General features: G+C 51.2%; 25 protein-coding genes. 9 read left to right on the top strand and 16 right to left on the bottom strand.

From position 1 onward, the window contains the following. Window position 1: 1 nt before the first annotated feature. The 4 genes from nuoC to lrhA form a co-directional block, all read right to left on the bottom strand. A complete protein-coding gene (gene nuoC, locus LOZ86_RS07705) occupies window positions 2–1,801 on the bottom strand; it encodes an NADH-quinone oxidoreductase subunit C/D (protein WP_230243038.1) in 1,800 nt (599 codons plus the stop codon). Between the two features lie 98 nt (window positions 1,802–1,899). Next, the gene (locus LOZ86_RS07700) at window positions 1,900–2,574 is read right to left on the bottom strand and encodes a NuoB/complex I 20 kDa subunit family protein (RefSeq protein WP_005969846.1); all 675 of its coding nucleotides are present in this window, start codon (window positions 2,572–2,574) and stop codon (window positions 1,900–1,902) included. Window positions 2,575–2,591: 17 nt separating this feature from the next. Further along, on the bottom strand, window positions 2,592–3,032 hold the full coding sequence (locus LOZ86_RS07695) for an NADH-quinone oxidoreductase subunit A (RefSeq protein ID WP_010278904.1): 441 nt from the start codon (window positions 3,030–3,032) through the stop codon (window positions 2,592–2,594). Between the two features lie 676 nt (window positions 3,033–3,708). Beyond that, window positions 3,709–4,659, bottom strand: a complete 951-nt coding sequence (lrhA, locus tag LOZ86_RS07690) for a transcriptional regulator LrhA (RefSeq protein WP_039484176.1) — start codon at window positions 4,657–4,659, stop codon at window positions 3,709–3,711. A gap of 502 nt (window positions 4,660–5,161) precedes the next feature. On the opposite strand from lrhA, the gene LOZ86_RS07685 reads away from it, so the two are divergent. Both LOZ86_RS07685 and yfbR read left to right on the top strand, forming a co-directional pair. Next, entirely contained in the window at window positions 5,162–6,376 is a 1,215-nt protein-coding gene (locus tag LOZ86_RS07685; protein ID WP_039484049.1) for a pyridoxal phosphate-dependent aminotransferase, read from the top strand. A 142-nt stretch (window positions 6,377–6,518) separates the two neighbouring features. Further along, a complete protein-coding gene (gene yfbR, locus LOZ86_RS07680) occupies window positions 6,519–7,118 on the top strand; it encodes a 5'-deoxynucleotidase (protein ID WP_039484047.1) in 600 nt (199 codons plus the stop codon). A gap of 44 nt (window positions 7,119–7,162) precedes the next feature. On the opposite strand, the gene LOZ86_RS07675 is transcribed toward yfbR, so the two are convergent. From LOZ86_RS07675 to yfbV, 4 genes are all read right to left on the bottom strand, one after another. Next, window positions 7,163–8,995 carry an SLC13 family permease gene (locus LOZ86_RS07675; RefSeq protein WP_230243036.1) on the bottom strand — a complete coding sequence of 611 codons (1,833 nt, stop codon included), beginning with the start codon at window positions 8,993–8,995 and terminating at the stop codon, window positions 7,163–7,165. A 123-nt stretch (window positions 8,996–9,118) separates the two neighbouring features. After that, window positions 9,119–9,775 (bottom strand): sugar phosphatase, encoded by a 657-nt coding sequence (locus tag LOZ86_RS07670; RefSeq protein ID WP_039484043.1) that lies wholly within the window; start codon window positions 9,773–9,775, stop codon window positions 9,119–9,121. A gap of 21 nt (window positions 9,776–9,796) precedes the next feature. Continuing rightward, window positions 9,797–10,291, bottom strand: a complete 495-nt coding sequence (locus tag LOZ86_RS07665) for a YfbU family protein (protein WP_039484041.1) — start codon at window positions 10,289–10,291, stop codon at window positions 9,797–9,799. Between the two features lie 165 nt (window positions 10,292–10,456). Further along, complete coding sequence (gene yfbV, locus LOZ86_RS07660) at window positions 10,457–10,912, bottom strand: terminus macrodomain insulation protein YfbV (RefSeq protein ID WP_039484039.1); 456 nt, start codon at window positions 10,910–10,912, stop codon at window positions 10,457–10,459. 441 nt (window positions 10,913–11,353) lie between these two features. On the opposite strand from yfbV, the gene ackA reads away from it, so the two are divergent. From ackA to LOZ86_RS07645, 3 genes are all read left to right on the top strand, one after another. After that, the gene (gene ackA / locus LOZ86_RS07655; RefSeq protein ID WP_039484037.1) at window positions 11,354–12,556 is read left to right on the top strand and encodes an acetate kinase; all 1,203 of its coding nucleotides are present in this window, start codon (window positions 11,354–11,356) and stop codon (window positions 12,554–12,556) included. Window positions 12,557–12,634: 78 nt separating this feature from the next. Further along, window positions 12,635–14,773, top strand: coding sequence for a phosphate acetyltransferase (pta, locus tag LOZ86_RS07650; RefSeq protein ID WP_039484035.1), 2,139 nt, complete (start codon window positions 12,635–12,637; stop codon window positions 14,771–14,773). A 239-nt stretch (window positions 14,774–15,012) separates the two neighbouring features. Continuing rightward, window positions 15,013–15,873 carry a DUF817 domain-containing protein gene (locus LOZ86_RS07645; protein WP_039484033.1) on the top strand — a complete coding sequence of 287 codons (861 nt, stop codon included), beginning with the start codon at window positions 15,013–15,015 and terminating at the stop codon, window positions 15,871–15,873. A 72-nt stretch (window positions 15,874–15,945) separates the two neighbouring features. Here the strand turns inward: LOZ86_RS07645 and yfcD are convergent, their stop codons facing one another. Both yfcD and yfcE read right to left on the bottom strand, forming a co-directional pair. After that, window positions 15,946–16,614 (bottom strand): NUDIX hydrolase YfcD, encoded by a 669-nt coding sequence (gene yfcD, locus LOZ86_RS07640; protein WP_080728053.1) that lies wholly within the window; start codon window positions 16,612–16,614, stop codon window positions 15,946–15,948. Between the two features lie 123 nt (window positions 16,615–16,737). Continuing rightward, window positions 16,738–17,289, bottom strand: a complete 552-nt coding sequence (gene yfcE, locus LOZ86_RS07635) for a phosphodiesterase (protein WP_039484031.1) — start codon at window positions 17,287–17,289, stop codon at window positions 16,738–16,740. A 262-nt stretch (window positions 17,290–17,551) separates the two neighbouring features. On the opposite strand from yfcE, the gene yfcG reads away from it, so the two are divergent. The 3 genes from yfcG (at window position 17,552) to LOZ86_RS07620 (ending at window position 19,724) form a co-directional block, all read left to right on the top strand. Further along, window positions 17,552–18,178, top strand: coding sequence for a GSH-dependent disulfide bond oxidoreductase (gene yfcG / locus LOZ86_RS07630; protein WP_039484029.1), 627 nt, complete (start codon window positions 17,552–17,554; stop codon window positions 18,176–18,178). Between the two features lie 125 nt (window positions 18,179–18,303). Then, window positions 18,304–18,675, top strand: coding sequence for a dihydroneopterin triphosphate 2'-epimerase (folX, locus tag LOZ86_RS07625; protein WP_039484027.1), 372 nt, complete (start codon window positions 18,304–18,306; stop codon window positions 18,673–18,675). Between the two features lie 143 nt (window positions 18,676–18,818). Further along, a complete protein-coding gene (locus LOZ86_RS07620; RefSeq protein ID WP_039484025.1) occupies window positions 18,819–19,724 on the top strand; it encodes a TIGR01777 family oxidoreductase in 906 nt (301 codons plus the stop codon). Between the two features lie 243 nt (window positions 19,725–19,967). On the opposite strand, the gene hisP is transcribed toward LOZ86_RS07620, so the two are convergent. The 5 genes from hisP to LOZ86_RS07595 form a co-directional block, all read right to left on the bottom strand. Beyond that, window positions 19,968–20,741: a histidine ABC transporter ATP-binding protein HisP gene (hisP, locus tag LOZ86_RS07615; protein ID WP_039484023.1), complete on the bottom strand. Its 774-nt coding sequence runs from the start codon at window positions 20,739–20,741 to the stop codon at window positions 19,968–19,970. A 17-nt stretch (window positions 20,742–20,758) separates the two neighbouring features. After that, entirely contained in the window at window positions 20,759–21,475 is a 717-nt protein-coding gene (locus LOZ86_RS07610) for an ABC transporter permease (RefSeq protein WP_039484021.1), read from the bottom strand. After that, window positions 21,468–22,157, bottom strand: coding sequence for a histidine ABC transporter permease HisQ (locus tag LOZ86_RS07605; RefSeq protein ID WP_230243034.1), 690 nt, complete (start codon window positions 22,155–22,157; stop codon window positions 21,468–21,470). Before LOZ86_RS07605 ends, LOZ86_RS07610 begins: the two co-directional genes overlap by 8 nt. A gap of 140 nt (window positions 22,158–22,297) precedes the next feature. After that, entirely contained in the window at window positions 22,298–23,077 is a 780-nt protein-coding gene (locus LOZ86_RS07600; RefSeq protein WP_014916042.1) for a lysine/arginine/ornithine ABC transporter substrate-binding protein, read from the bottom strand. Between the two features lie 532 nt (window positions 23,078–23,609). Further along, window positions 23,610–24,182 (bottom strand): UbiX family flavin prenyltransferase, encoded by a 573-nt coding sequence (locus tag LOZ86_RS07595; protein WP_010285043.1) that lies wholly within the window; start codon window positions 24,180–24,182, stop codon window positions 23,610–23,612. On the opposite strand from LOZ86_RS07595, the gene LOZ86_RS21345 reads away from it, so the two are divergent. Next, window positions 24,169–24,294, top strand: coding sequence for a hypothetical protein (locus LOZ86_RS21345; protein WP_258210247.1), 126 nt, complete (start codon window positions 24,169–24,171; stop codon window positions 24,292–24,294). The two genes, LOZ86_RS07595 and LOZ86_RS21345, sit on opposite strands and share 14 nt — an antisense overlap. A 120-nt stretch (window positions 24,295–24,414) precedes the next feature. Here LOZ86_RS21345 and purF read toward each other — a convergent pair whose 3' ends face one another. After that, a complete protein-coding gene (gene purF, locus LOZ86_RS07590) occupies window positions 24,415–25,932 on the bottom strand; it encodes an amidophosphoribosyltransferase (protein ID WP_039484016.1) in 1,518 nt (505 codons plus the stop codon). Between the last annotated feature and the right edge of the window lie 16 nt (window positions 25,933–25,948).

Genomic DNA, 25,948 nt, shown 5'->3' with positions numbered 1-25,948 from the left:
ATTAGCGGTCCACATCTGACATTACGAAATCAATACTACCGAGGTAAACGATCAGGTCGGATACCAGACATCCGCGAATTACAGAAGGAATCTGTTGCAGATGCGCATAGCTCGGCGTGCGAATACGGGTACGGTAGCTCATCGTGCCGCCGTCACTGGTCAGGTAATAGCTGTTAATGCCCTTCGTTGCCTCAACCATCTGGAATGATTCATTGGCAGGCATAACCGGTCCCCAGGAAACCTGCAGGAAGTGGTTAATCAGCGTATCGATATGCTGCAACGTGCGCTCTTTTGGCGGCGGCGTCGTCAGCGGGTGATCCGCTTTGAACGGGCCTTCCGGCATGTTCTTGAGGCACTGATCCAGAATACGTAAGCTCTGACGCAGTTCTTCAACTTTCAGCATAACGCGGCTATAGCAATCGCTGATGCCGTCGCCTACTGGCACTTCAAAGTCAAAGTTTTCATAGCCGGAATACGGACGCCATTTACGCACGTCAAAACCGATACCAGTAGCACGCAGACCTGCACCCGTTACGCCCCATTCCAATGCTTCTTTCGCATTGTAGGCAGCAACGCCCTGAGTACGGCCTTTCAGAATGGTGTTCTGCAATGCAGATTTGACATAGGTGTCCAAACGAGCCGGCATCCAGTCAAGGAATTCACGTAGCAGACGTTCCCAGCCGCGTGGCAGATCGTGCGCCACACCGCCAATACGGAACCACGCTGGGTGCATACGGAAACCAGTAATCGCTTCAACCAAATCGTAAATTTTCTGGCGGTCAGTAAACGCAAAGAACACCGGTGTCATCGCACCGACGTCCTGAATATAAGTACTGATATACAGCAGATGGCTATTAATACGGAACAGCTCAGACAGCATGACGCGAATCGTCTTGACGCGATCCGGCACCTCAATACCTGCCAGTTTTTCCACAGCCAGTACGTACGGCATTTCGTTAACGCAGCCGCCGAGGTATTCAATACGGTCAGTATAAGGAATGTAGCTGTGCCAGGACTGGCGCTCGCCCATTTTCTCCGCACCGCGATGGTGGTAACCCACATCAGGCACGCAGTCGACGATTTCTTCGCCATCCAATTGCAGGATAATACGGAATGCGCCGTGTGAAGATGGGTGGTTCGGACCGAGGTTGAGGAACATGAAGTCCTCATTTTCAGTACCGCGCTTCATTCCCCACTCTTCCGGTTTGAACGTCAGCGATTCCATTTCCAGATCTTCTTTCTGCTTGGTCAGCTCGAAAGGATCGAATTCGGTCGCACGCGCTGGATAATCTTTACGTAACGGATGCCCTTCCCACGTCTGCGGCATCATGATGCGCGTCAGGTGCGGGTGACCATCAAAGGTCATACCGAACATCTCCCACGTTTCCCGCTCATACCAGTTGGCATTCGGGAACAGCTTGGTCACGGTCGGCAAATGCATATCATTTTCAGCCAACGCGACTTTCAGCATGATGTCGCGGTTACGCTCGATGGAAATGAGATGATAAAAGACGGAGTAGTCGGCGGCAGGTAAACCTTCACGATAGGTGCGCAGGCGCTCATCCGTACCGTGCAGGTCAAACAGCATGACATAAGGCTTCGGCTGTTTTTTCAGGAATGCGACAACATCCAGTAATTGCTCACGTTTGACCCACACAACAGGGATACCTGTGCGGGTTGCCTGTACAGTAAATGCATCTGGTCCAAAACGGTTACACAGTTCGCCAACGACCGGATCGTTAAGATGATCGCGGGTTTGCCAGCCTGGCTGAGCGAGATCGTGTGTCGTTAAATCTGTCATAAATATGTCACCACATTAAATGTGCTATTTCTGTAGCTGATAATGACCGCACACTATTATCGGGGTATTACACGGCCACCGAGTTTATCATCTACAGGTCAAATCTCATCAGGCGAACGCAGGTTAGTCACAGCGATTCGTTCGCCGCGTTTGCGCTCACGCTCAGATTGCATGTTGGCGCGGTAAACGCCCTGTTCACCCACCACCCATGACAGAGGGCGGCGTTCTTTACCGATGGATTCTTTCAGCAGCAACAGCGCTTGCATGTAAGCTTCAGGACGCGGAGGGCAGCCCGGAATATACACATCAACAGGCAGGAATTTATCTACGCCCTGAACGACGGAATAAATATCGTACATACCGCCGGAGTTAGCACATGCGCCCATGGAGATAACCCATTTAGGCTCAAGCATTTGCTCATACAGACGCTGAATAACAGGGGCCATCTTGGTAAAGCAGGTTCCCGCTACCACCATGAAGTCGGCCTGACGTGGCGACGCACGCAGAACCTCAGCACCAAAACGCGCCACGTCATGAACAGCAGTAAATGACGTCACCATTTCTACGTAGCAACAGGACAAGCCAAAGTTGTACGGCCACAGGGAGTTCTGACGACCCCAGTTCACCGTATCGTGTAATGCATGTTCCAGTTTGCCCATGTAGACACTGCGGTGAACATGTTGCTCCAGAGGGTCGGAAACGATCTCCTGACGTTGCAGGGGATAACGGTCATTCTCACCGTCCGGCTCTATGCGGGTGAGCGTATAGTCCATCTTAAAATGCCTCGCTGTTACTGCGGATGATTGTTGGTAGTGTTGATGATGTCTGATTTAACGACTTGTCTCTTGGAACGTACCGGGGTCCAGTCAAGTGCCCCAACGCGAACCAGGTAAATCAAACCAGCCAACAGCACCAAAATGAAAATGGTTGCTTCAATGAAGCCAATCCAGCCGCTTTCTTTGATAGACACAGCCCAAGCGTAGAGATAGAGGGCTTCAACGTCGAAGATAACGAAGAACATAGCGACAAGATAAAATTTAGCAGACAGGCGTAACCGCGCTGAACCTACGGAGTCGATACCGGATTCATAAGGTACGTTTTTGGCCCTGCCTTTTGCTCTTCCCCCCAGCAAGAATCCACCGGTCAGCATGAAGACGCAAAGGCCTACGGCAATGATAAGGAATAGCCCAAATGCCCAATGATGGGCGAGGATTTCAGTCGTTGTTGACATTCTCTTTGCTTACTCATCAAAAGTGGCGGGTAACATCTCTGCTCTATTATCGGCAGTTAATGCGCCACATCGATTAAAAGGAAGGATTAATAACCACAAAAAAGCACGGAAACGTATCAGGTAAGCCTTGCTTGGTATGGTTGAGCCCCTAAATTTGCAACTTTTTTTCAACCTTACTAAAAATAACAGTACATTACTTTACATGCACGCTGTTTTGTTAACATTTTGTGTTCTCACCCGCAGCTAAATCGAGTCAGTACTTTTGTCAGTTAACCAATGTGCAGCAGCACAGGAAGCAAGTTCACTGCGTCACTATACCATTTTCACAGAAAATGCCTGTTCCCCCATGTGGTTATTAGGGGTATTTTTTGATCCAGCACACATTTTTACCAATTTAGTTAGTAAAAAAATCAAGATGATGCTGGACAAGGTTTGATGCTACTTTCCATAACATTATTTTAAAAAAATAGAACCGGCGTTTTATAAAATGGAAGGAGTCATTAATCTCGCCACGCCTAGCCTATTGATGTGAAATGGAAAACGCAAAGTGGGATCGGCGTGAAAAAATCGGGCCAAGAAGGCGCTGCCGATGTGGGTTTAACACGTTAGTCATAAATCATCATCATTCGGGGTGCATCCCTACCCTCCCCGAATGATACTTAATTACCCATTACGATTAGATCGCGTCCTTCAGTGACGGATCGGAAGACAGTTTTCCATTCGCACTGTTTGCTAACATGCTGACAGGCGTAATGTGAGAGGGCTTCCCTGATTCAATCACATTGAAAATTGCCGTCGCCAGTTCGTTCTCCAGGTTAGGATTCTGGCAGAGGAAATAACGTGTTTCAGGCAATCTCGGCAACCCTTCCTCCTCGCCCAATACCCGCAGTTCCGAGCTCATCATTTCTACTGAACGTACGGTGATACCCATGCCGGCCTTCACCGCAGCCCGCACCGCAGACAGCGTTGAAGCCACATAAGCAATTCTCCAAGGGATCCCAGCAGCCGTCAGCTGCTGCGTAGCCAGCGTACGGAAAGGGCTCGGTTCATCCAGAACAACCAGAGGCACAGGTTCTTGCGCTCGGAACTGATAATCCGCGGCACAGTACCATAGCGTCGGAGAACTACGCAGTAACACATGAGGAAACACCACACCGTTCATTGTGGTAATGACCAGATCTATTTTTCCCTCATTCAGCATCTCCATCATTTCAGCGCTACGCTTTACGCTGACATTGACGGAGAGTTTAGGAAATACAGATGTCACTCGGTGTAAAATATAAGGGAGGATAGTGTCTGCAGTATCGTCAGACGCCCCAATGGTCAGCGTACCCTGAATATCGCTGTACATTAGTGAAATACAGGCTTCATCATTGAATTGTAATATTTTTCTGGCATAACCCAGAAACTGAATACCATGTTCGGTCAGCAGTTTATTACGCCCGTGTCGAGCAAAAAGCTCCTTTCCGATGAGTTGCTCCAGCCGCTGCATCTGCTGGCTGACAGCCGATTGAGTTCGATTAACTGCGGCCGCCGCAGCTGCAAACGTATTTAAATCTGCAACGGCAACAAACGTCCTCAGTAAATCAAGATCGAGATTAAGTACTGGTCGATTTGCACTGGTCATACGATTTTTCACTTATCTATTTTAATTTTAACAAAATATTCCTGGTGTTTTATTACATGTACAGGTAATGACCGATACATTTAAAGACACTATCGCAGACGCACGATAAGGGCAAAAAAATACTTATATTTCGTTACCACTATCGCCTTTCCATTGGTAAGACATCATGTAATTAAATGGCTCACCAGCCTTAATCCTTAATTCAATAACAACGGCACCTTCCCTTTATTTCATCTTGCGAAATAAATACGCTCCACACTTAAATAAACGAGACCTCCCTGTCACCCTATTTTGGCGCTAAAAAAGTGCGGCATGAACAGTTGTCCGCCCCCCTACCATATCGCACCATCCAACGAGTACACAACCATATAGTGCAGATGCGCAATCATTTGCAGCGAAAGCGATAATCATTCTTCAAAAGGTACTATAGGAGGAGTACATTAAGCAGGTTATGCTATTCCGTCTGGGAATATGCGCTCTCTGCAAAAGGTTCGTACTATTTATGTCTCCGATTGAAAAATCCAAGAAGCTGGAGAACGTATGCTATGACATCCGTGGCCCAGTCTTAAAGGAAGCCAAGCGGCTTGAAGAAGAAGGCAATAAAGTCCTTAAACTGAATATTGGCAACCCTGCCCCTTTCGGCTTCGAGGCACCGGACGAAATTCTGGTCGATGTCATCCGTAACCTGCCAACGGCACAGGGCTACTGTGATTCCAAAGGCCTCTATTCCGCCCGTAAGGCCATCGTTCAGCACTATCAGGCGCGGGATATGCGCGATATGACGGTCGAAGACGTCTATATCGGTAACGGTGTTTCCGAACTCATCGTGCAATCCATGCAGGCGCTGCTTAATCCGGGTGATGAAATGCTGGTCCCTGCGCCGGATTACCCACTTTGGACCGCCGCAGTTTCCCTGTCTAACGGCAATGCCGTTCACTATCTCTGCGATGAATCCTCCGATTGGTTCCCCGATCTGGATGATATCCGTAAAAAGATCACGTCCAATACTCGCGGTATTGTGATCATCAACCCGAACAACCCAACGGGTGCGGTCTACAGCAAAGAGCTGCTGCTGGATATCGTGGCGATTGCACGCGAACATAACCTGATCATTTTCGCCGACGAAATTTACGACAAAATTCTGTATGACGACGCGCAGCATCATTCTATTGCCGCTCTCGCGCCGGATCTGCTGACCGTTACGTTCAACGGACTTTCCAAGACCTACCGCGTAGCGGGTTTCCGTCAAGGCTGGATGGTACTGAACGGCCCGAAAAAGCACGCCAAAGGGTACATTGAAGGGCTGGAAATGCTGGCTTCCATGCGTTTGTGTGCCAACGTGCCAATGCAGCATGCGATTCAAACCGCGCTAGGTGGCTATCAGAGCATCAGTGAATTTATTCAGCCCGGCGGACGCCTGTACGAGCAGCGCAACCGTTCCTGGGAACTGATCAATCAGATCCCCGGAGTGTCGTGCGTAAAACCACGCGGCGCGCTGTATATGTTCCCACGCATTGATGCTAAGCGCTTTAATATCCACGACGACCAAAAACTGGTGCTGGATCTCCTGTTGCAGGAGAAAGTGTTACTGGTTCAGGGAACTGCGTTTAACTGGCCTTACCCAGACCACGTACGCATTGTCACGCTACCGCGTATTGATGAACTAGACATGGCAATCCACAAGTTAGGTCGTTTTCTGGGTCACTATCACCAATAGCCCAGCAGTCATCGCGCCTATCCTCGCCGGGCAATCACCGCTCGGCGAATACCTCACCTCCGTTTGCATAATCTCTGGCAAGTGCCCACAATAGATGCCCACGATATTGCTATTTCACCGCGCTGTTGTCTGAGAGATCGCCATGAATCAGAGCCACTTTTTCGCCCATTTATCTCGTCTAAAACTCATCAGCCGTTGGCCGCTCATGCGCAACGTGCGCACGGAAAACGTCTCCGAGCACAGTCTTCAGGTCGCCTTCGTCGCTCACGCGCTGGCGGTAATCAAAAACCGCAAATTTGAAGGTAGCCTGAACGCTGAACGCATCGCACTACTGGCGATGTACCATGATGCCAGCGAGGTGCTAACCGGTGACATGCCGACGCCCATCAAGTACTACAACGCACAGATCGCACATGAGTACAAGAAGATAGAGAAGATTGCACAGCAGAAACTGATTGAGATGTTGCCGGAAGAGTTGCAGCAGGATTATCGCATGCTACTGGATGATAACTACACCAGCGAAGAAGAACGCCTCATCGTTAAACAGGCAGACGCCCTGTGCGCCTACCTGAAATGTCTGGAAGAATTATCGGCAGGCAACGCAGAATTCACGCTTGCCAAAGCACGACTGGAAAAAACCTTGCAGCTGCGCCACAGCCCGGAAATGGACTATTTCATGACAGTCTTCGTGCCCAGCTTTAGCCTGTCGCTTGACGAAATCAGTCAGGACTCGCCGCTATAACATTTGCCGTTATACGCGAGCAACGAGAATAACAGCGGACACCGTCAGAACGGATACAGCCACGGCACCATCACTACGCTGACCAACATTACCAGCACGGTAAAGGGGACGCCAATGCGTACAAAGTCCCCGAATTTATAACCGCCTGGCCCCAGTACCAACGTATTCACTGGTGACGACACCGGTGTCATAAATGCGGCAGATGCCGCCACGGCGATGATCATCGCAAAAGGATAAGGCGACACGCCCCTCTGCTTCGCTGCGGCAATCGCAATGGGTGCCATCAGCACCGCCGTCGCCGTGTTGGAAATAAACAGGCCGATCACGGCACACAGTATGAACAAGCACACCAGCATCACATGCGGCCCGGCGTTCCCGGCAACATCCATCAACCCTTTAACAATTAGTGCAACCCCCCCCGTTTGCTGCAACGCCAGCGCAAACGGCATCATCCCGACGATAAGAATAATGCTCGGCCAGTGGATGGCTCGATAAGCGCTTTCCATGTCGATGCAGCGGAATTTCCCCATCAGCAAACACGCGATCAGTGCGGCGACCGCATTCGGTATTTCATCCGTCAGCATCATCGCTACCATCAGCGCTAAGCAAAACAGCGCGTGTGGAGCCTGACTCACCGCGGGCGCAACGTCATCCACTTCGGCAGGGAGATTAAGTAAAAGGAAGTCGTTTTTCTGCGTGTGCAGTTGTCGAATCATGCGCCAGTCACCCATCACCAGCAGAATATCACCGAGCTGGAGCGGTTCATCGGCGAGGATGCCTTCCATCGCTTCACCTGCCCGGCGAATCCCTACTACGCTCAGGCCATAGCGGCTTCGAAACCCGACGTCGTACAGCGTTTTACCCAACAGCTCAGAGTCAGGAATCAAAGAGACTTCCGCCATTCCGACATCACGCGCCTGCTCGGAGAAATACTCACCGCGCAGCACCATCGGTTCAAGCCGCTGTGCAGTGCAAAATTCGCGTAAGTCCACCTCAGACGCCGACATGTCGATCAGTAAGACATCATTCAGGCGAAGTTCGGTATTGCCCGCCACGCTGATCATCACACGGCGAAATTTACGCCAGCGCTCAATCCCGACTACGTTCGCCCCAAAGCGCTGACGCAAGCGTAAATCATCAAGACGGTGGCCGATAAAAGGCGATCCTGGCCGAATCGCCAGCCGACGCGCCCTGCCCGTCAGACGGTAATCACGAATCAGATCGCGAAACGTTCTTCTCTTCCACATCTCTTTTGCTGTTGCCGTCTCGGCATCGCCAAGCCAGTAACGCGCCACCATCATATACGCCACGCCCAGCAGCAATACCACCATCCCTATCGGCGTCACGCTGAAAAACCCAAAGCCCGCAACACCTTCACGCATCAACTCACTGCTCACCACCATATTCGGCGGCGTTGCGACCAACGTCATCATGCCGCTAATCAATCCGGCAAAACTCAGCGGCATCATCAGCCTTCCGGGGGAAATTTTCATCCGAGCGGAAACGCTGAGCACCACGGGAATAAAAATCGCGACAACACCAGTGGAGCTCATGAAAGCCCCCAGCAGCGCAACGGTGACCATCAGTAAGATCAGCATCTTCATCTCACTGCTACCCGCCACGCGAACCAGCCAATCACCGACCTGATAAGCAACACCGGTACGAACCAACCCCTCACCAATCACAAACAGGGCTGCAATCAATATCACGTTAGGATCGCTGAACCCTACCAACGCTTCAGATAGCGTCAGTGTACCGCTCAGTACAAACGCAATAATGACCAACAGCGCGACGACGTCCATGCGTAATTTATTGGTGGTAAACAACACAATGGCGATCAGCAACAGGGATAAAACCCAGAGAAGTTCGCTATTCAAAACGGTTCCCCTGACGGAAAAATGCATATTGAGAGGTGGTGGTTCAGCATGCCATAAAAAAACCTCGCGGATGCGAGGTCTGATCATATTTAGTCACAGTTTTGTCATTATGTTACAGACGACCTACTGGCGCAGAAGCACCTTAGCACCATTCGGTAATGGTTCTATTTCTATCTGCTCCAGCGAATCAAGGATCAGATCGACCTGATCCAGTTTCGGCGTATCCGCAGGTGCCTTCACCGCAATGACCTTGCAGCCAGCGGCTAGGCCCGATAGCACCCCCGCGGGTGCATCCTCAACGACGACACACTCTTCCGGCTTCAGCCCTAGCTGCTGTGCACCAAGTAAATAGGCATCGGGGTGAGGTTTACCTTTAGCAACCTGTTCCGCGGTAATAAAGGCACGAGGAGCAGGCAGTTCTCCGCGGTGATGACGTGCGCTGGCAATCGGCACCGTGCCAGATGTTACAATCGCCCAGGGAATATCCAGCGCATCCAAACGTTCCAACAGCGCCTTCGCCCCTGGCATGGCAACAATGCCCTGCGTATCAGACGCTTCTGTTTTCTCCAGCGCATCAAACTCTTGTTGAATCGTTTCTTCGCTTTGCCCTTGAAGAAAGTGACGCAGGGAGGTGATTGCCTGCTTGCCATGAATAAAATCCAGCACTTCCTGTGGTTCAATATCGTGATCTTTTGCCCAGTTAATCCACGCACGTTCTACAGCAGGCAGTGAATCAACCAGCGTACCATCGAGGTCGAACAGAAAACCTTTACACTCCACAGAAAGCCCCTTTTTCATTAATCAGGCGTTGATGATCTGTGCGATCTCAACCGCACTCAAGTGATACTGGCGCGGGCAGGATTGCCAGACAGCCAGCATTCTGTTGTATTTTTCCCACATTTTTGTCTGAGCGTTAAACCCATGCGTACCCGCATCAAAGTGGGGATAGCGACCTTCAACATGTACCATAAAGCGTACAAAACCGAGGTAGCGTGCTTCCGTTGCGGCATCAAAGCCCAGGAAGGTCAGGCGACGCTCATCCAAATCCTGCTTATCTTTCAGATTGGTCCACGACACCTGCAAGGCATGATGCATTTCCATGATGTTAATAATGGCACGGCAAACCTCTTCGGTCAGCTCACCAAACTCACGGTCCAGTTCGCGCATCTGCAAACCGTAACCACGCTCGATAATCGTTTGTAACCGGCGATAGCGCTCGGCGTTGTCGGGATCGAGCATCGTCATCATTTTATATTGATTTGAAAGGATCAATCTCTGGGCATTTGTCATTTCCATGTTGCTCTCCTGAACCCTTTTTGGGGTAAGCCAATATCGCTAAATAGGTATTGGCCTCAGAATCGCATACTGAATCGTGTCACGGTAGCGGTAGCCACCGCTTCTTTGATTTGAAACAGGGGAAAGAACAAAATAGCCATCAACCCGCACACAGCCTGACGCCGATCACAAATCATCCAGGAAGGTTTTATCAAGCTGGTTAAACGCACGCTTCAGCACATCCGCTAACGCTTGGTAAGTGGGCGCTTCTTCCAATGGTGCTAATGCCTGCCCTGACTCCACGAGCTTATGGCGAATCTCATGGAACCACTGTGCCAACGTCGGCGGTAAAGGCGTCACAGAACGGCGACCCAGCCACCAAAGCCCCTGCAACGGCAGGCTACAGGCAAACAGCGCGGTGGCGATAGCCGGACCGAGCTGACCACCGAGCGCAATCTGCCACGTTAAGGTAAACACCGCCAGCGGCGGCATGATGCGGATACCGAACCGCGTTGCTCGCGCCACGCGGTTTTCAGGAAATACCGGAGCCAGCCGTTTCTCTGCTGGCCACGTTTTCATGTAATGCTGCCCACGTTGGAGTAGCTGTAGCCAACTGATTCTACTGTCTGGTTTCGTCGCCATAGCCACACCTCAACTTTACAGATAAAAAATAAAACTTTTGCACAAATCAACAACTCAAGTTGATAAGGTTAAAATATATTTTGTGTTTAGCCTACGCTATCGGTATCCTAGATCGGCCTTTTGGCCGCTGTATACCTAAAGTAGTATGACTACACGCAAGGAGTATAATTCCCTTCGCGACATAAGCGCAGCCAACGGCCATAACGCGGTTATCCATCGCTTTAAAAGCTGCGGTTTACATCAGGTCGATGTCACGTTGTTGTAGAGATTAGTTGTATCGGTTATCCGATATAACCTACGTCATAGTATCGACCCTATTTCATCATCGTGTCTGGTGTATCACACCAAGGTATGATGTTAATCATAAATGCCAGCGGCGGCATGCGATACGCTATGCCCTGATGATATTTTTTTAACCATGTATAACAAGTAGGTACTTCCATGTCGAGTAAGTTAGTACTGGTTCTTAACTGCGGTAGTTCATCCCTGAAATTCGCGATCATCGATGCGATTAACGGAGAAGAGTACCTGTCTGGTTTAGCCGAGTGTTTCAACCTGCCTGAAGCCCGCATCAAATGGAAAATGGACGGCGGTAAACAAGACGCCGAACTGGGTGCCGGTGCAGCTCACAGCGAAGCGCTGAACTTCATCGTCAATACCATTCTGTCTCAGAAACCGGAGCTGTCAGCTCAACTGGTTGCTATTGGTCACCGTATCGTTCACGGCGGTGAGAAGTTCACCCAATCCGCGATCATCACTGATGATGTTCTTCAGGGTATCAAAGATTCCGTACCTTTTGCACCTCTGCACAACCCGGCGCACCTGATCGGCATCGACGAAGCACTGAAATCTTTCCCGCACTTGGCTGATAAGAACGTCGCTGTTTTCGACACCGCGTTCCACCAGACCATGCCGGAAGAATCCTACCTTTATGCACTGCCGTACAAACTGTATAAAGAAAACCACATCCGTCGCTACGGTTTCCACGGTACCAGCCACTACTTTGTTTCTCGTGAAGCCGCTAAAGTGCTGAACAAACCAGTAGAAGAGCTGAACGTGATCACTTGCCACCTGGGCAACGGTGGTTCCGTTACTGCAATCCGTAATGGCGAATGCGTTGACACCTCTATGGGTCTGACGCCGCTGGAAGGTCTGGTCATGGGTACGCGCTGCGGCGATATCGACCCAGCTGTGATTTTCCACCTGCACGATGCACTGGGCATGGACATTGATCGCATCAACACCCTGATGACCAAAGAATCTGGTCTGCTGGGTCTGACCGAAGTGACCAGCGACTGCCGCTACGTTGAAGATAACTACGAGACGAAAGCTGACGCTAAACGTGCAATGGACGTTTACTGCCACCGTCTGGCGAAATACATCGGTTCTTACGCTGCACTGATGGAAGGCCGTCTGGATGCCGTCATCTTCACCGGTGGTATCGGTGAAAACGCCGCAATGGTTCGTGAACTGTCGCTGAAAAAACTGGGCCTGCTGGGCTTTGACATCGATCACGAACGCAACCTGGCTGCACGCTTCGGTAAAGGTGGCAACATCGCTAAAGATGGCACTCGCCCTGCGCTAGTTATCCCGACCAATGAAGAGTTGGTCATCGCCGAAGATGCTTACCGTCTGACCGCGTAAAACACGTAACGCCCAACACCGTCAGCCAAGGCTGACGGTGTTGTTTTGACTAACGAGCAACCGTAAAGAGGTTCGGCCGTGTCCCGTATAATCATGTTGATCCCAACTGGCACCAGCGTTGGTCTGACAAGCGTCAGCCTGGGTGTCATCCGCTCCATGGAACAGAAAGGCGTCCGCCTGAGCGTGTTCAAACCTATCGCTCAGCCGCGCAGTGGCGACAATACGCCAGATCAAACGACCACCATTATTCGTGCTAATTCCGCCATCAGCGCCGCCGAGCCGCTGGCGATGAGCCGCGTTGAAGCCCTGCTGAGCTCCAACCAGCAAGACGTGCTGATGGAAGAAATCATCGCGCGCTACCACGAAAATACCAAAGACGCTGAAGTCGTTCTGGTTGAAGGTCTGGTTCCTACGCGTAAGCACCAGTTTGCTAACGCATTGAACTATGAAATCGCCAAAACGCTGAATGCAGAAATCGTCTTCGTACTGGCGCTGGGTAACGATTCCCCAGCACAGCTGAAAGACCGCATCGAGCTGGCACGCTCCAGCTTCGGCGGCAGCAAAAACAAAAACATCACTGGCGTGATCATCAACAAACTGAATGCGCCAGTAGACGAACAGGGACGTACTCGCCCTGACCTGTCTGAAATCTTCGATGATTCCACGAAAGCCAGCGTTGCCAACATCGATCCGAAGCAGCTGTTCGCTAACAGCCCGCTGCCGGTTCTGGGCTGCATCCCGTGGAGCTTTGACCTGATCGCTACGCGCGCCATCGATATGGCCAAGCACCTGAATGCGCGTATCGTCAACGAAGGTGACATTCAGACGCGTCGCGTTAAGTCTGTAACCTTCTGCGCACGCAGCATCCCTCACATGCTGGAACATTTCCGTCCAGGCTCACTGCTGGTGACCTCCGCTGACCGTCCTGATGTTCTGGTTGCCGCTTGTCTGGCTGCCATGAATGGCGTGGAAATCGGTGCCCTGCTGCTGACTGGCGGCTACGAAATGGATCCGAACATTGCCAAGCTGTGCGAACGTGCCTTCCAGACTGGCCTGCCAGTATTTATGGTCGACACCAACACCTGGCAGACGTCACTCAGCCTGCAAAGCTTCAACCTTGAAGTTCCGGCTGATGACCGTCAGCGTGTTGAGAAAGTGCAGGAATATGTTGCACGCCACATTGATACCCAGTGGATCGACTCCCTGAGCGCAGCGTCTGAGCGTTCACGTCGTCTGTCTCCACCAGCGTTCCGCTATCAGCTTACCGAGCTGGCGCGTAAAGCAGGCAAACGTATCGTTCTGCCAGAAGGTGATGAACCACGTACCGTTAAAGCAGCATCTATCTGTGCTGAACGTGGTATTGCTCACTGTGTGCTGATCGGTAACCCGGAAGAGATTCAACGGGTTGCTGCCGCTCAGGGCGTAGAACTGGGCAAAGGCATCGAAATCGTCGATCCGATTGTCGTGCGTGAGCGCTATGTGGCGCGTCTGGTTGAGCTGCGTAAAAGCAAGGGCATGACCGAAGTGGTTGCGCGCGAACAGCTCGAAGACAACGTGGTTCTGGGTACATTGATGCTGGAACAGGGCGAAGTTGACGGTCTGGTTTCTGGTGCTGTTCATACCACCGCAAACACCATCCGTCCGCCGTTGCAGCTGATCAAAACTGCACCGGGCAGCTCGCTGGTATCTTCTGTGTTCTTCATGCTGCTGCCTGAGCAGGTTCTGGTTTACGGCGACTGCGCCATCAACCCAGATCCAACTGCAGAGCAATTGGCTGAAATCGCTATCCAGTCTGCTGATTCCGCTACCGCGTTCGGTATCGACCCACGCGTTGCGATGATCTCTTACTCTACCGGTAACTCCGGCGCGGGTAGCGATGTTGAGAAAGTGCGTGAAGCAACCCGTTTGGCGCAGGAAAAACGCCCTGACCTGGTTATCGATGGTCCGCTGCAATATGACGCCGCTATCATGGCTGACGTTGCACAGTCCAAAGCGCCGAACTCGCCAGTTGCGGGTAAAGCCACCGTGTTCATCTTCCCTGACCTGAACACCGGTAACACCACGTACAAAGCGGTACAGCGTTCTGCCGACCTGATCTCCATCGGGCCAATGCTGCAAGGTATGCGCAAGCCAGTTAACGACCTGTCTCGTGGCGCACTGGTAGACGACATCGTTTACACCGTTGCCCTGACCGCAATTCAGGCTACACAGCTCTAATCTATATCCTAAATAATTCGAGTTGCTTGCAGGCGGCAACGGCACGAATCCCCGGAGCTTACTCAAGTAACTGGGGTGAGTAAGGGCAGCCAACGCACAATCAGCTTGAAGTATGACGGATATATTCAGATTAATTCTGTTATCTTCGATGCCAGCCTCAGCGCTGGCATTTTTTATTGCTCTCCGCACAAAAAATCACACTGAGCAGGCTCAAGAATAACCATAAACAGGGTCTATGGATGACTGTAATACGATTATTGGATCAACACTTTCAGCAGCAGTTGGAAAAAGGGATCACGCCTTCATCGCCAAAAGGGTTAACCCGTTTTTTGATTGAATTTCTCTATTTCGGCGTCAAGGAGGCCCGCGCTTGTATCTTCGTTGGCCTGTTCTTTCTTGCCGTTTTCAGCGTGCCGAAAGCCGGCTGGTTCGCTATCCCGCGCTATGATTTGCTGTTGATATTTGCCATTGTGATTCAGGGATGGATGATCGCCAGCAAGCTGGAAACCTGGGATGAGTTAAAAGCCGTCACGCTGTTTCACCTCGTGGGTTTTGCGCTTGAGGTGTTTAAAACCTCATCAGGTATTCGTTCCTGGTCTTACCCTGATTTCGCCTACACCAAGGTATTGGGTGTGCCGCTGTTTGCCGGATTCATGTACGCCTCTGTCGGTAGCTATATCATTCAATCCTGGAGGCTATTCGATCTGAAAATTCGCCATCACCCCCCCTACTGGCTGGCGACGCTGGTTGCGCTACTCATTTATGCCAATTTCTTCACCCACCACTACATCGGCGACTACCGCTGGTACATTGCTGCACTGGCCGTCGGGCTCTATGCGCGTACCACCGTCATTTTCACGCCTTACGATCGGGAACGACGGATGCCGCTGTCATTGGCCTTTATTCTGATCGGCTTTTTCATCTGGCTAGCTGAAAATATTAGTACGTTTTTCAGTATCTGGAACTATCCGGAACAGCTTGGAGCCTGGTCGATGGTTCACGTAGGGAAATGGAGCTCGTGGGCTTTGCTGGTGATCATGACGTTCACCATCGTGATTTACCTGAAGGACATCAAAAAGAGTATTCATGTTCCCGAGTGATCGCCCGCAGTTGATCACTCGGAAAAAATAGACGCCGCTGCGGGGAAAAGCAGCGGCGAGAGAGGAGCGGTATTACTTCTGCGAATCAGCGTCTGATGAAGTGACGATATTGCTGTCGTTTTCATCATGATCATTTTCGTCATGACTGTTTTTATCATTAACAGCAGGTGTCGCAGCGGCTTCGACTGCCTCGTTCAGCTTACGTGAAATCGGCTTGCCATATTCCTGATCGCTATGGCGCGTCAGCCACAGCGACAGGGCTTTTAGCGAATCTGGCGTAAACTCATCGCAGCGTGCGGTGATCTCTTGCGGCGTCAGCCAGCTGACCTCATCAACCTCTTCTTCCTGTAGCGCAAACGGCCCGTGGGTGACGCAGCTAAACAGCCCGCCCCACACCCGGCAATTTTCGCCTTCGTAATAGAACAAGCCATGCTCTGCAAACGGCACGCCCGCAATGCCAAGCTCTTCTTCAGCTTCACGACGTGCGGATTCCAGCATTTGCTCACCGCTTTGCACTACGCCGCCAGCGGTCGCATCTAGCCAGCCTGGATAGAAATCTTTGATTTTCGTCCGGCGCTGCACCAGAATTTTACCCATTCCATCATGCACAACAATGTAAGTGGCACGATGACGAAGACTCTGCGCACGCATCTGCTGACGACTTGACTGAGCAATTACCTCGTTGTTTTCATTGACGATATCAACCCACTCTGTGCCTGCTGCCTGACTTTGTTCCGCCATCCTCTGAAACCCTTTAGTATTGGCACGTTGCTACGCGCGTCTGTTTTAAATGATCGAACTTTGCTGTGAATATTCCCTGCTGCCTTGCCGTTATTCAAGGTCAAAAACAGGGTATACGCTAAATTAGTGCCTAATCGCGACCTGTGCAATAGGTTCGCCGCCGTGTAACGGCAGAACCCGCAGCTCGTCTTGTTCAAGTAAACCGTAGCTCGCGGGGTATCCCTCTTTCGGCAAGCTCACTGAGCCGGGATTGAAAAAATAATATTCACCGCGTTGCTCAGCAACCGGGATATGGGTATGACCATATACCAGAACATCCCCCGCGTGTAGCGGCGGCATATTCTCTGGATGATAAAGATGACCGTGCGTCAGGAAAAGGCGATTCTGCGGCAATAGCACATGTTGCCAGGGTGCCGTTATCGGAAAGGTCAACAGCATCTGATCAACCTCGCTGTCGCAGTTCCCTCGCACGGCAATGATGCGTGACGCATAGGCGTTCAACCGGACAGCCACTTCTGCGGGCTGATAGTTATCCGGCAGCGGGTTGCGCGGGCCATGATTGAGAAAATCGCCTAGCAAAATAAGCCAGTCGGCATGACTCTGCTCAAAGATCTCCAGCACGCGATCCGTCGCGCAGAGAGAACCATGTATATCGGACGAAAACATCAACTTCATCGTTATCTCCACAACGTTTATATCAACAAGGTTACATCGACAACACCCGCATCCTTTATCGGACGTAGTCTACCAAAGTTGGCAACGTGCTTCCGATAAAGATCGTGCAACGAGGTGCGTCATCGCTTATTTTTCACTCGCAAAAGTGGTAGGGTAAGAACCCGTTCCTCAATACGCTATTCTGACAGCGCATCGCTCTCTGAAGCGATCAACTGCCATACAGTCCATGATGTTTTTCTGAATTAAAACGGAGACTTGATTCATGATTGACCTGTATTACGCACCAACCCCTAACGGGCACAAGATCACCCTGTTTCTGGAAGAAGCTAATCTCCCCTACCAGCTCCACCGCGTGAATATCAGCAAAGGCGAACAGTTCAGACCGGAGTTTCTGGCTATCTCACCTAACAACAAAATCCCCGCGATTGTCGATACGCAGCCCGCGGAAGGTGACACACCAATTAGCCTGTTTGAGTCCGGCGCGATTCTGCTCTATCTGGCGGAAAAACACAGCGTGCTGCTGAGTTCGTCACTACGTGAGCGTACAGCCACACTGCAATGGCTGTTCTGGCAGGTCGCCGGTTTCGGGCCGATGCTGGGGCAGAACCATCATTTTAACCACTATGCGCCTCAGCCCGTGCCTTACGCCATTGAACGCTATCAGCAGGAGACGCAGCGTCTGTACCGCGTGCTGGATAAACATCTGAAAGACAGCCCTTGGCTAGCAGGAGAAAATTACAGCATCGCTGATATCGCAACCTATCCGTGGGTGGTTTCTTATGCTCGCCAGCGCGTCGATCTTGATGACTACCCAGCGGTGAAAGCATGGTATACGCGTATCAGTGAGCGTCCGGCAACGCAACGGGCTTACCAGCTCGCTGAGCAATAAAATTCTGGCATCATCTGATTCGGCCTTTGGGTATCTTCTGCTATGGTAATCAACATATTGTCGTTAACGATACCCCCTGACGCTGCGGTTTAGTCGCAGTAACAGAAGCAACCGAGGGCCGAGCAATGCCACATCATCATTCTGACGCCATTATTCGTATAAAAAATCTGCGGCTGCGCACCTTCATCGGTATCAAAGATGAGGAAATCACGAATAAGCAGGATGTGATCATCAACGTTGTGATTCACTACCCAGCAGAACAGGCACGCAATAGCGAGAATATCGCTGATGCGCTGAACTACCGCACCATCACCAAAAGCATTATTCGCCACGTGGAAGATAACCGCTTCGCTTTGCTGGAAAAATTAACGCAGGATGTGCTCAACATCGCCAGCGAGCACGAATGGATCACCTATGCTGAAGTAGAAGTCGATAAACCGTTTGCCCTGCGATACGCCGATTCGGTTTCCATGACCCTGCGTTATCACAAGACATAAGTAATATACTCTAAATAATTCGAGTTTCAGGAAGGCGGCAAGGGAAGGAGTCCCGATGAGCTTACTCAAGTAAGTGATTCGGGTGAGTGAGCGAAGCCAACGCACATGAAATTTGAAGTATGACGAGTATAAAGGGAGGGGCGATGCAACTACTTATAACAGGCGGAACCGGCCTTATTGGCCGTCACCTTATCCAGCGATTACAGCTGCTTTCCCATGACATTACGGTACTGACACGCGATCCTGAGCGCGCCCGAGGCGTTCTTGGCAATCAGGTGGAATATTGGTCCACGCTGAGTAATATCACCTCACTGAACGACTTTGACGGCATCATCAATCTGGCGGGCGAACCTATCGTCGACAAGCGGTGGACGCCACAGCAAAAACAGCGCTTGGCAAAGAGCCGCTGGAACATCACCGAGCAACTTGCGACGCTGATTAAGGCCAGCAGTGAGCCGCCAGCGGTTTTCATCTCGGGATCCGCTGTCGGGTATTATGGCGATCAGGGGGAAGCGCTGGTCACGGAAGATGAATCCCCAGTCGATGAATTCACACATCATCTGTGCGCCCGCTGGGAAGCGCTGGCGCAGTCCGCCGAAAGCGATAAGACCCGCATCTGCCTGCTGCGCACTGGCATTGTTCTTTCAGCACAGGGCGGTGCGCTGGCAAAAATGCTGCCGATTTTCCGCCTCGGGCTTGGCGGGCCGATGGGTTCCGGCAAGCAATATATGCCGTGGATTCATATTGATGACATGGTGAGCGGCATTATTTATCTGCTGAACCAGCCGATACTGAGCGGCCCTTTCAATATGGTTGCGCCCTACCCGGTTCATAATGAACAATTTTCTGCCACGCTGGCACACGTATTGGATCGCCCCGGTTTTCTGCGGGCTCCCGCTTTTGTGATCAAACTACTGATGGGAGAAGCGTCGACGCTGGTACTGGGTGGACAGCGCGCCATTCCGCAGCGGTTAGAGGCCGCAGGCTTTAATTTCCGCTTCTTTGAGCTGGAAGAAGCCCTGCAGGACGTCATCAAAAAACCGAGCTGACTCAGTGCAGAGAGCGGTGATAATGGATAGATCGTAAAGACGCTGCAAGTACATCCCTGTAAGCTCGGCTTGCGCAGATATGAATCTCATCCCTGAGATTCACCCTTGCAGGGCCGTCGCTAGCGACGTTCAAAAACGTTCCTGACGTTTTTGTCCCTGGCGCAAACGCTTTATTCTTCTATTCCATTATCACCGTTCTATTTGAGAGAAACGCCCGCGGCTGATAACCATCAGCCCCAAAACCTACTTCAACGCACCTGACAAAAACTGCTGTAAACGCGCACTTTTCGGGCTACCGAACAGCTGATCCGGTGGTCCTTCTTCTTCAATCACACCCTGATGCAGAAAGATAACGTGGCTCGAAACATGGCGGGCAAACTCCATTTCATGCGTCACCACCACCATCGTTTTCCCTTCCTCCGCAAGCTGCTGCATGATGCGCAACACCTCGCCGACCAGTTCGGGATCGAGCGCTGACGTAGGCTCATCAAACAACAAGACTTCCGGCTCCATCGCCAGCGCCCGTGCAATGGAAACACGCTGCTGTTGACCACCGGAGAGATCCGACGGGTATTTCTGTTGGGCCGCATCCGTGATCCCGACCTTGTTCAGATAGAACACCGCCCGCTCACGCGCTTCCGCTTTACTGAGTCCTAACACCTGAATTGGCGCTTCCATCACGTTTTCCAACGCCGTCATGAAGCTCCACAGGTTGAAGTGCTGAAACACCATCGTCAGACGTGTCCGCAGCATCTGAAGCTGCTTTTTATCAAAAACCTTCAGCTGCCCGTCAGTATCACGCACCATGCGGATTTCCTGATCGCTGACGTAAATCGCCCCTTCACAGGGCTTTTCCAGAAAATTAATGCAGCGCAGTAAGGTACTTTTTCCGGAACCAGACGATCCAATAATCGAAATAACGTCACCCGCTTTCGCCTGTAATGAGACCCCTTTCAGCACCTCATGCTGGCCATAACGTTTACGCAGTTCCGTCACCATCAGTTTGTTATTCGACATACTCTTTTTTCCTGCGTTTAATGAGATGAACGGGTATAAAGATGACGTAACCAGCGCCGTTCCGCCTTTCTGAACAGCCCAATTAATACAAACGAGATCGCCAGATAGATGACCGCCGCGATGCCAAATGCATAAAACGGCTGGTAGGTTGCCGCATTGATATCACGGGCAACCTTCAGAATATCCGGTACCGTTACGGTAAAGGCCAACGCCGTTGAATGCAGCATCAAAATCACTTCGTTGCTGTAGGCGGGCAGCGCAATACGCAGTGCACTCGGCAAAATAATGCAGCGATACTGCTTAAAGCGGGAGAAGCCGTATGCTCTGGCCGCTTCAATTTCCCCATGAGGTACCGAGCGGATGGCCCCCGCGAAAATCTCTGTCGTGTACGCACAAGTATTCAGTGCCAGCGCCAAAATGGCACAGTTTAGTCCGCTGCGAAAAAAGGCATTCAGCATGTCGGTGCCGCGCACAATCTCCAGGCTATACACGCCAGAATAGAACACCAAAAGCTGTACGTAGAGCGGCGTACCGCGGAACACATAGGTGAATAGCCAAACCGGAAAGCTGAATCGGCGTCTCGGCGATACGCGAGCAATCGCCAGCGGCAGCGCCATCAGCCCGCCGATAACCACCGAGGAAATGAGCAGCCAGAGCGTCATCGCCATCCCGGTCAGGCGGTAACCATCGCTCCACAGTAGCGGCTGCCAATATTGTTGCAGGATCTCACTCATAATTTATTTTTTTGACTCCCTGCGAATAGTGCCTTTCCAGCCACCACAACACGCCGTTAGAAACGGTGGTAAAAATCAGGTACATCGCCCCAGCAACCAGCGCAAAATAAAACGGTTCGTGTGTGCCCTTGCCAGCTAGTTGCGTCGCCTTAATCACATCATTCAGGCCAAGCAGTGACACCAGCGCCGTCGCTTTCAGAATCACCAGCCAGTTATTGCCGATACCCGGCAGCGCAAAGCGCATCATGGAAGGAAACAGAATACGGCGGAACACCTTCATGGGAGAGAAGCCGAACGCGACGGCAGCTTCGATTTGCCCGCGCGGCACGGCAAGATAGGCTCCACGAAAGGTTTCCGTGAAATACGCGCCGTAAATAAAGCCCAGTGTAATAATTCCGGCAGTCAACGGATCGATGTCAATCTGATCCAGGCTGATCGACTCCGTCACGCCGTTTAAGACAATTTGCAGACCATAGAAAATCAGCAGCATCAGTACCAGATCGGGAATGCCGCGAATCAGCGTGGTATAGCAGGAAAAACACCCCGCCAGCAGACGGTTGGAAGACAGCTTCGCCGATGCGCCAATCAGGCCGATAACCAGCGCCAGCAGTAACGAACTTGCAGCCAGCTCCAGCGTCATGATGGCACCATCCAGAATTAGCGGGGAATAGCCATAGAGCATCAATGATATCCGTTGAAATAGCGGTTAATGGCACGCTGCGTCATCAGTCAGGAACACGACACGGGAGGAACGATCCCGTGCCGCATGCCCTACGATCCCGCTACATATGTGATAAAGAAATGAGCGTCACCTTGGCGACATTAGCCGCCGTAGACGTCAAAATCGAAGTATTTTTTCGCGAAGGTATCGTAGGTACCATCTTTACGCATTTCTTCAAAAGCTTTATCCAGCGCGGCTTTCAGCTCGGTATCCGCTTTGCGCAGGCCCATACCGGTCCCCACACCGAAGAACTTGTCATCTTTTACCGCCGGGCCAGCAAACTCATAGTCCTTACCCGCATCCAACTTCAGGAAACCTTCACTTGCTGCGACTTCATCCTGAAAGGCTGCATCAATACGGCCTGCGGCCAGATCGGCATAAATCAGATCCTGATTTTGGTAAGCGACAACGTCAACGCCTTTCGGCTGCCAGTTAGCATTAGCAAAGGCTTCCTGTGTTGATGCCTGCAATACGCCAACACGTTTGCCGCCCAGAGAAGCCAACGTAGGTTCAATGCTCGTCCCTTTCTTCGCAATCAGGCGTGAATTGGCTGCATACAGCTTCTCAGTGAAGGCAATTTCCTGCTGACGTTTTTCGGTGATAGACAGAGAAGAGATGATGGCATCGATTTTTTTAGCTTTCAGGGACGGAATTAATGCATCAAAGTCACTTTCTACAAACGTACAGTTAGTCTGAATACGCTTGCATAGCTCTTTCGCCAGATCGATATCAAACCCAACCAGTTCGCCGCTGGCGTTTTTGGATTCAAAGGGAGCATAGGTAGGATCGGTACCAATTTTAATATTCTTAGGAATCTCCGCCATCGCGCTACCCGCAGCCAGAATGAGTGCCAATGGTAAGACTTTGATCAGTTTCTTCATATTGCTACCCTTATCATGAGTGATTGATGTCGTATGTCGTCAATGTCGGAACGATTTATACCCGTCATACTTCAAGTTGCATGTGCGTTGGCTGCGTTCACTCACCCGAATCACTTACCTAAGTAAGCTCATCGGGATTCCTTCTCTTGCCACCTTCCTGAAACTCGAATTATTTAGGGTGGATTGTTTTAAAAATAAACGATATGAGTGCTATTTGTTTTCTGCGCCGACTATTACCGTTTTTGTAGCAGTTTTCATGCCACAATAAACGTATGGACGTCGTAAAAACCCCATGAGTGAAGCGCGCAGAAAATAAGGGTTAACCATTTGATTCTGCAATATTTTCAGAGGATACTTTTTGGCGCGTAACAATAAGGATAGATAACATTGGCATGAATACAAAAACTCAATCGCACCATTTTGGTGCCTTTGCGCACAAAATTAGTGCAATGTGATAAAAAGGCACAAAAAAAGGGCAGTGAAAGTTTACCGCCCCGAGAGAAAAAAATAGCGTGTCTGAGTCTCTATCCTGCTACGACGCACCTTGCCAGCGGATAAAGAGATCTTTTGGCAGGTCGATGTCAAACTGGTCCAGAATACGATTCACCGTCTGATCGACAATATCCTGCACACTTTCTGGGCGATGATAAAACGCTGGCACCGGCGGCATGATTATCGCGCCCAGTTCAACGGCAGTGGTCATCAGCCGTAAATGCCCTAAATGCAGCGGCGTTTCACGCACTCCCAGCACCAGAGGACGGCGCTCCTTCAGCACCACATCAGCCGCGCGGGTCAATAGATTATCGCTGTAGCTGTGCACAATGCCGGAAAGGGTTTTTATCGAACAGGGTAAAATCACCATCCCCGCCGTTTTAAACGACCCGGAAGAGACACTGGCAGCAATATCACGCGTGTCGTGTACCACATCAGCCAGCGCCTGTACGTCACGCAGGCTAAAATCCGTTTCTAACGCCAGCGTCTGCCGGGCGGCCTGACTCATGATCAGATGCGTTTCGATACCTTCCAGCGTCTGTAAAACCTGTAGCAGTCGGATGCCGTAAATGACGCCGCTGGCACCGGAAATTCCTACAATGAGTCGCTTCATTCATACTGCCTCTGGCTGGCCGCGTCAGCAGAAACGCGGAAAAATCATCTGCGCAAACTCTGCCGCATTGATGAGCGATAAGCAAGGGCAAGCGCCGAAAGCCTGTTTTTGATATGCAATTTTCTCTCCATACAAAGTTTTTCTCTACATACAACTTTTCTCTACATACAACAAAGGGGAGGACACTTTCGCGTCCTCCCCCCTTCAACACAGCTTAATGTACGGCTAGCTGTTAACCTTCGTTGTGCAATTCCAGATCTTCAACTTCATTCTGGCTACGCAGCGCTTTGGCATCGTCGTTACGCAAGACTTCCAGATAATCCAGATAACCTTGATCGACATCCTTCGTCACGTAAATCCCGTTGAACACCGAGCATTCAAACTGAGCGATATCCGGGTTATCTTCACGCGCGGCTTCAATCAGATCGTCGAGATCCTGGAATATCAGCTCATCGGCACCAATAATCTTACAGATTTCATCCACTTCACGACCGTGGGCAATCAGCTCATTGACGCTTGGCATATCGATGCCGTACACGTTAGGGAAGCGAATTTCCGGTGCCGCCGAGGCCAGATAAACACGCTTGGCTCCTGCTTCACGCGCCATCTCTACAATCTGCTCTGACGTTGTACCACGCACGATGGAGTCATCCACCAGCAGCACGTTCTTGTCACGGAACTCAGCACGGTTGGCGTTCAGCTTACGGCGTACCGATTTCTTACGCGCCTGCTGTCCCGGCATGATAAACGTGCGGCCAACATAGCGGTTTTTCACAAATCCCTGACGATACGGCTTGTTGATGATGCGCGCGATTTCCAGCGCGATATCACAAGAGGTTTCAGGAATTGGGATCACAACATCAATATCGAGATCTTCCCACTGGCGCGCAATTTTTTCACCGAGCTTCTGGCCCATACGAACGCGTGCGCTGTAGACCGAGATTTTATCGATGAAAGAGTCCGGGCGCGCGAAGTAGACATATTCGAACAGGCACGGATTGCTCTTCGGATTCTCTGCACACTGGCGGGTAAACAGCTGCCCTTTTTCCGTAATGTAGATCGCCTCTCCCGGCGCCACATCGCGTAAAAATTCAAAGCCCAGCGTATCCAGCGCGACACTTTCTGACGCCACCATATACTCGCTGCGGCCATCTTCCAGATCGCGCTTACCGATAACCAGAGGACGAATCCCGTTTGGATCGCGGAAAGCGACCATGCCGTGACCGATAATCATGCCAACACAGGCATAGGCACCGCGAATTTGCTGGTGCGTTGCGGCAACGGCCGCAAAAACATTATCGGCTTCCAGCGGGTAGTGTTGGAAACGGTCCAGCTCTCTGGCGAAAATATTCAGTAGAATTTCAGAATCAGACGTGGTGTTAACGTGACGACGTTCCTGCTCGAACAGCTTTTTACGCAGTTCGTGGGCGTTAGTCAGGTTACCGTTGTGAGCCAGCGTGATACCGAACGGTGAGTTAACATAGAAAGGCTGTGCTTCCGAGGCGCTGGAACTGCCCGCGGTCGGATAACGCACATGGCCAAGCCCCATGTTGCCCTGTAAGCGTTGCATGTGCCGCGCTTCAAACACATCTTTCACCAGGCCATTGGCCTTACGCAGGCGAAAACAATTAAAGGCATCGATGGTCACAATACCCGCAGCATCCTGCCCACGGTGTTGCAACACCGTTAACGCGTCATAAATCGACTGGTTGACCGGTGTAAAACCGGCGATACCGACAATACCGCACATGGTGTCTTTTCCTCAT

It is taken from the genome of Pectobacterium parvum, assembly GCF_020971565.1.
Lineage (GTDB): Bacteria > Pseudomonadota > Gammaproteobacteria > Enterobacterales > Enterobacteriaceae > Pectobacterium > Pectobacterium polare.
The sequence above is the reverse complement of the archived record's forward strand: the minus strand, read 5'-3'. Positions and strand labels throughout refer to the sequence as shown.

Coding starts and splice junctions, on each gene's coding strand:
- LOZ86_RS07605 (WP_230243034.1), bottom strand. CDS start 22,157: ATGCTCTATGGCTATTCCCCGCTAATTCTGGATGGTGCCATCATGACG.
- purF (WP_039484016.1), bottom strand. CDS start 25,932: ATGTGCGGTATTGTCGGTATCGCCGGTTTTACACCGGTCAACCAGTCG.
- lrhA (WP_039484176.1), bottom strand. CDS start 4,659: ATGACCAGTGCAAATCGACCAGTACTTAATCTCGATCTTGATTTACTG.
- LOZ86_RS07695 (WP_010278904.1), bottom strand. CDS start 3,032: ATGTCAACAACGACTGAAATCCTCGCCCATCATTGGGCATTTGGGCTA.
- LOZ86_RS07600 (WP_014916042.1), bottom strand. CDS start 23,077: ATGAAGAAACTGATCAAAGTCTTACCATTGGCACTCATTCTGGCTGCG.
- LOZ86_RS07620 (WP_039484025.1), top strand. CDS start 18,819: ATGCAACTACTTATAACAGGCGGAACCGGCCTTATTGGCCGTCACCTT.
- LOZ86_RS07700 (WP_005969846.1), bottom strand. CDS start 2,574: ATGGACTATACGCTCACCCGCATAGAGCCGGACGGTGAGAATGACCGT.
- ackA (WP_039484037.1), top strand. CDS start 11,354: ATGTCGAGTAAGTTAGTACTGGTTCTTAACTGCGGTAGTTCATCCCTG.
- LOZ86_RS07685 (WP_039484049.1), top strand. CDS start 5,162: ATGTCTCCGATTGAAAAATCCAAGAAGCTGGAGAACGTATGCTATGAC.
- yfcE (WP_039484031.1), bottom strand. CDS start 17,289: ATGAAGTTGATGTTTTCGTCCGATATACATGGTTCTCTCTGCGCGACG.
- hisP (WP_039484023.1), bottom strand. CDS start 20,741: ATGTCGAATAACAAACTGATGGTGACGGAACTGCGTAAACGTTATGGC.
- yfcD (WP_080728053.1), bottom strand. CDS start 16,614: ATGGCGGAACAAAGTCAGGCAGCAGGCACAGAGTGGGTTGATATCGTC.
- LOZ86_RS07610 (WP_039484021.1), bottom strand. CDS start 21,475: ATGAGTGAGATCCTGCAACAATATTGGCAGCCGCTACTGTGGAGCGAT.
- LOZ86_RS07595 (WP_010285043.1), bottom strand. CDS start 24,182: ATGAAGCGACTCATTGTAGGAATTTCCGGTGCCAGCGGCGTCATTTAC.
- LOZ86_RS21345 (WP_258210247.1), top strand. CDS start 24,169: ATGAGTCGCTTCATTCATACTGCCTCTGGCTGGCCGCGTCAGCAGAAA.
- LOZ86_RS07645 (WP_039484033.1), top strand. CDS start 15,013: ATGACTGTAATACGATTATTGGATCAACACTTTCAGCAGCAGTTGGAA.
- folX (WP_039484027.1), top strand. CDS start 18,304: ATGCCACATCATCATTCTGACGCCATTATTCGTATAAAAAATCTGCGG.
- yfbV (WP_039484039.1), bottom strand. CDS start 10,912: ATGGCGACGAAACCAGACAGTAGAATCAGTTGGCTACAGCTACTCCAA.
- LOZ86_RS07665 (WP_039484041.1), bottom strand. CDS start 10,291: ATGGAAATGACAAATGCCCAGAGATTGATCCTTTCAAATCAATATAAA.
- yfcG (WP_039484029.1), top strand. CDS start 17,552: ATGATTGACCTGTATTACGCACCAACCCCTAACGGGCACAAGATCACC.
- yfbR (WP_039484047.1), top strand. CDS start 6,519: ATGAATCAGAGCCACTTTTTCGCCCATTTATCTCGTCTAAAACTCATC.
- nuoC (WP_230243038.1), bottom strand. CDS start 1,801: ATGACAGATTTAACGACACACGATCTCGCTCAGCCAGGCTGGCAAACC.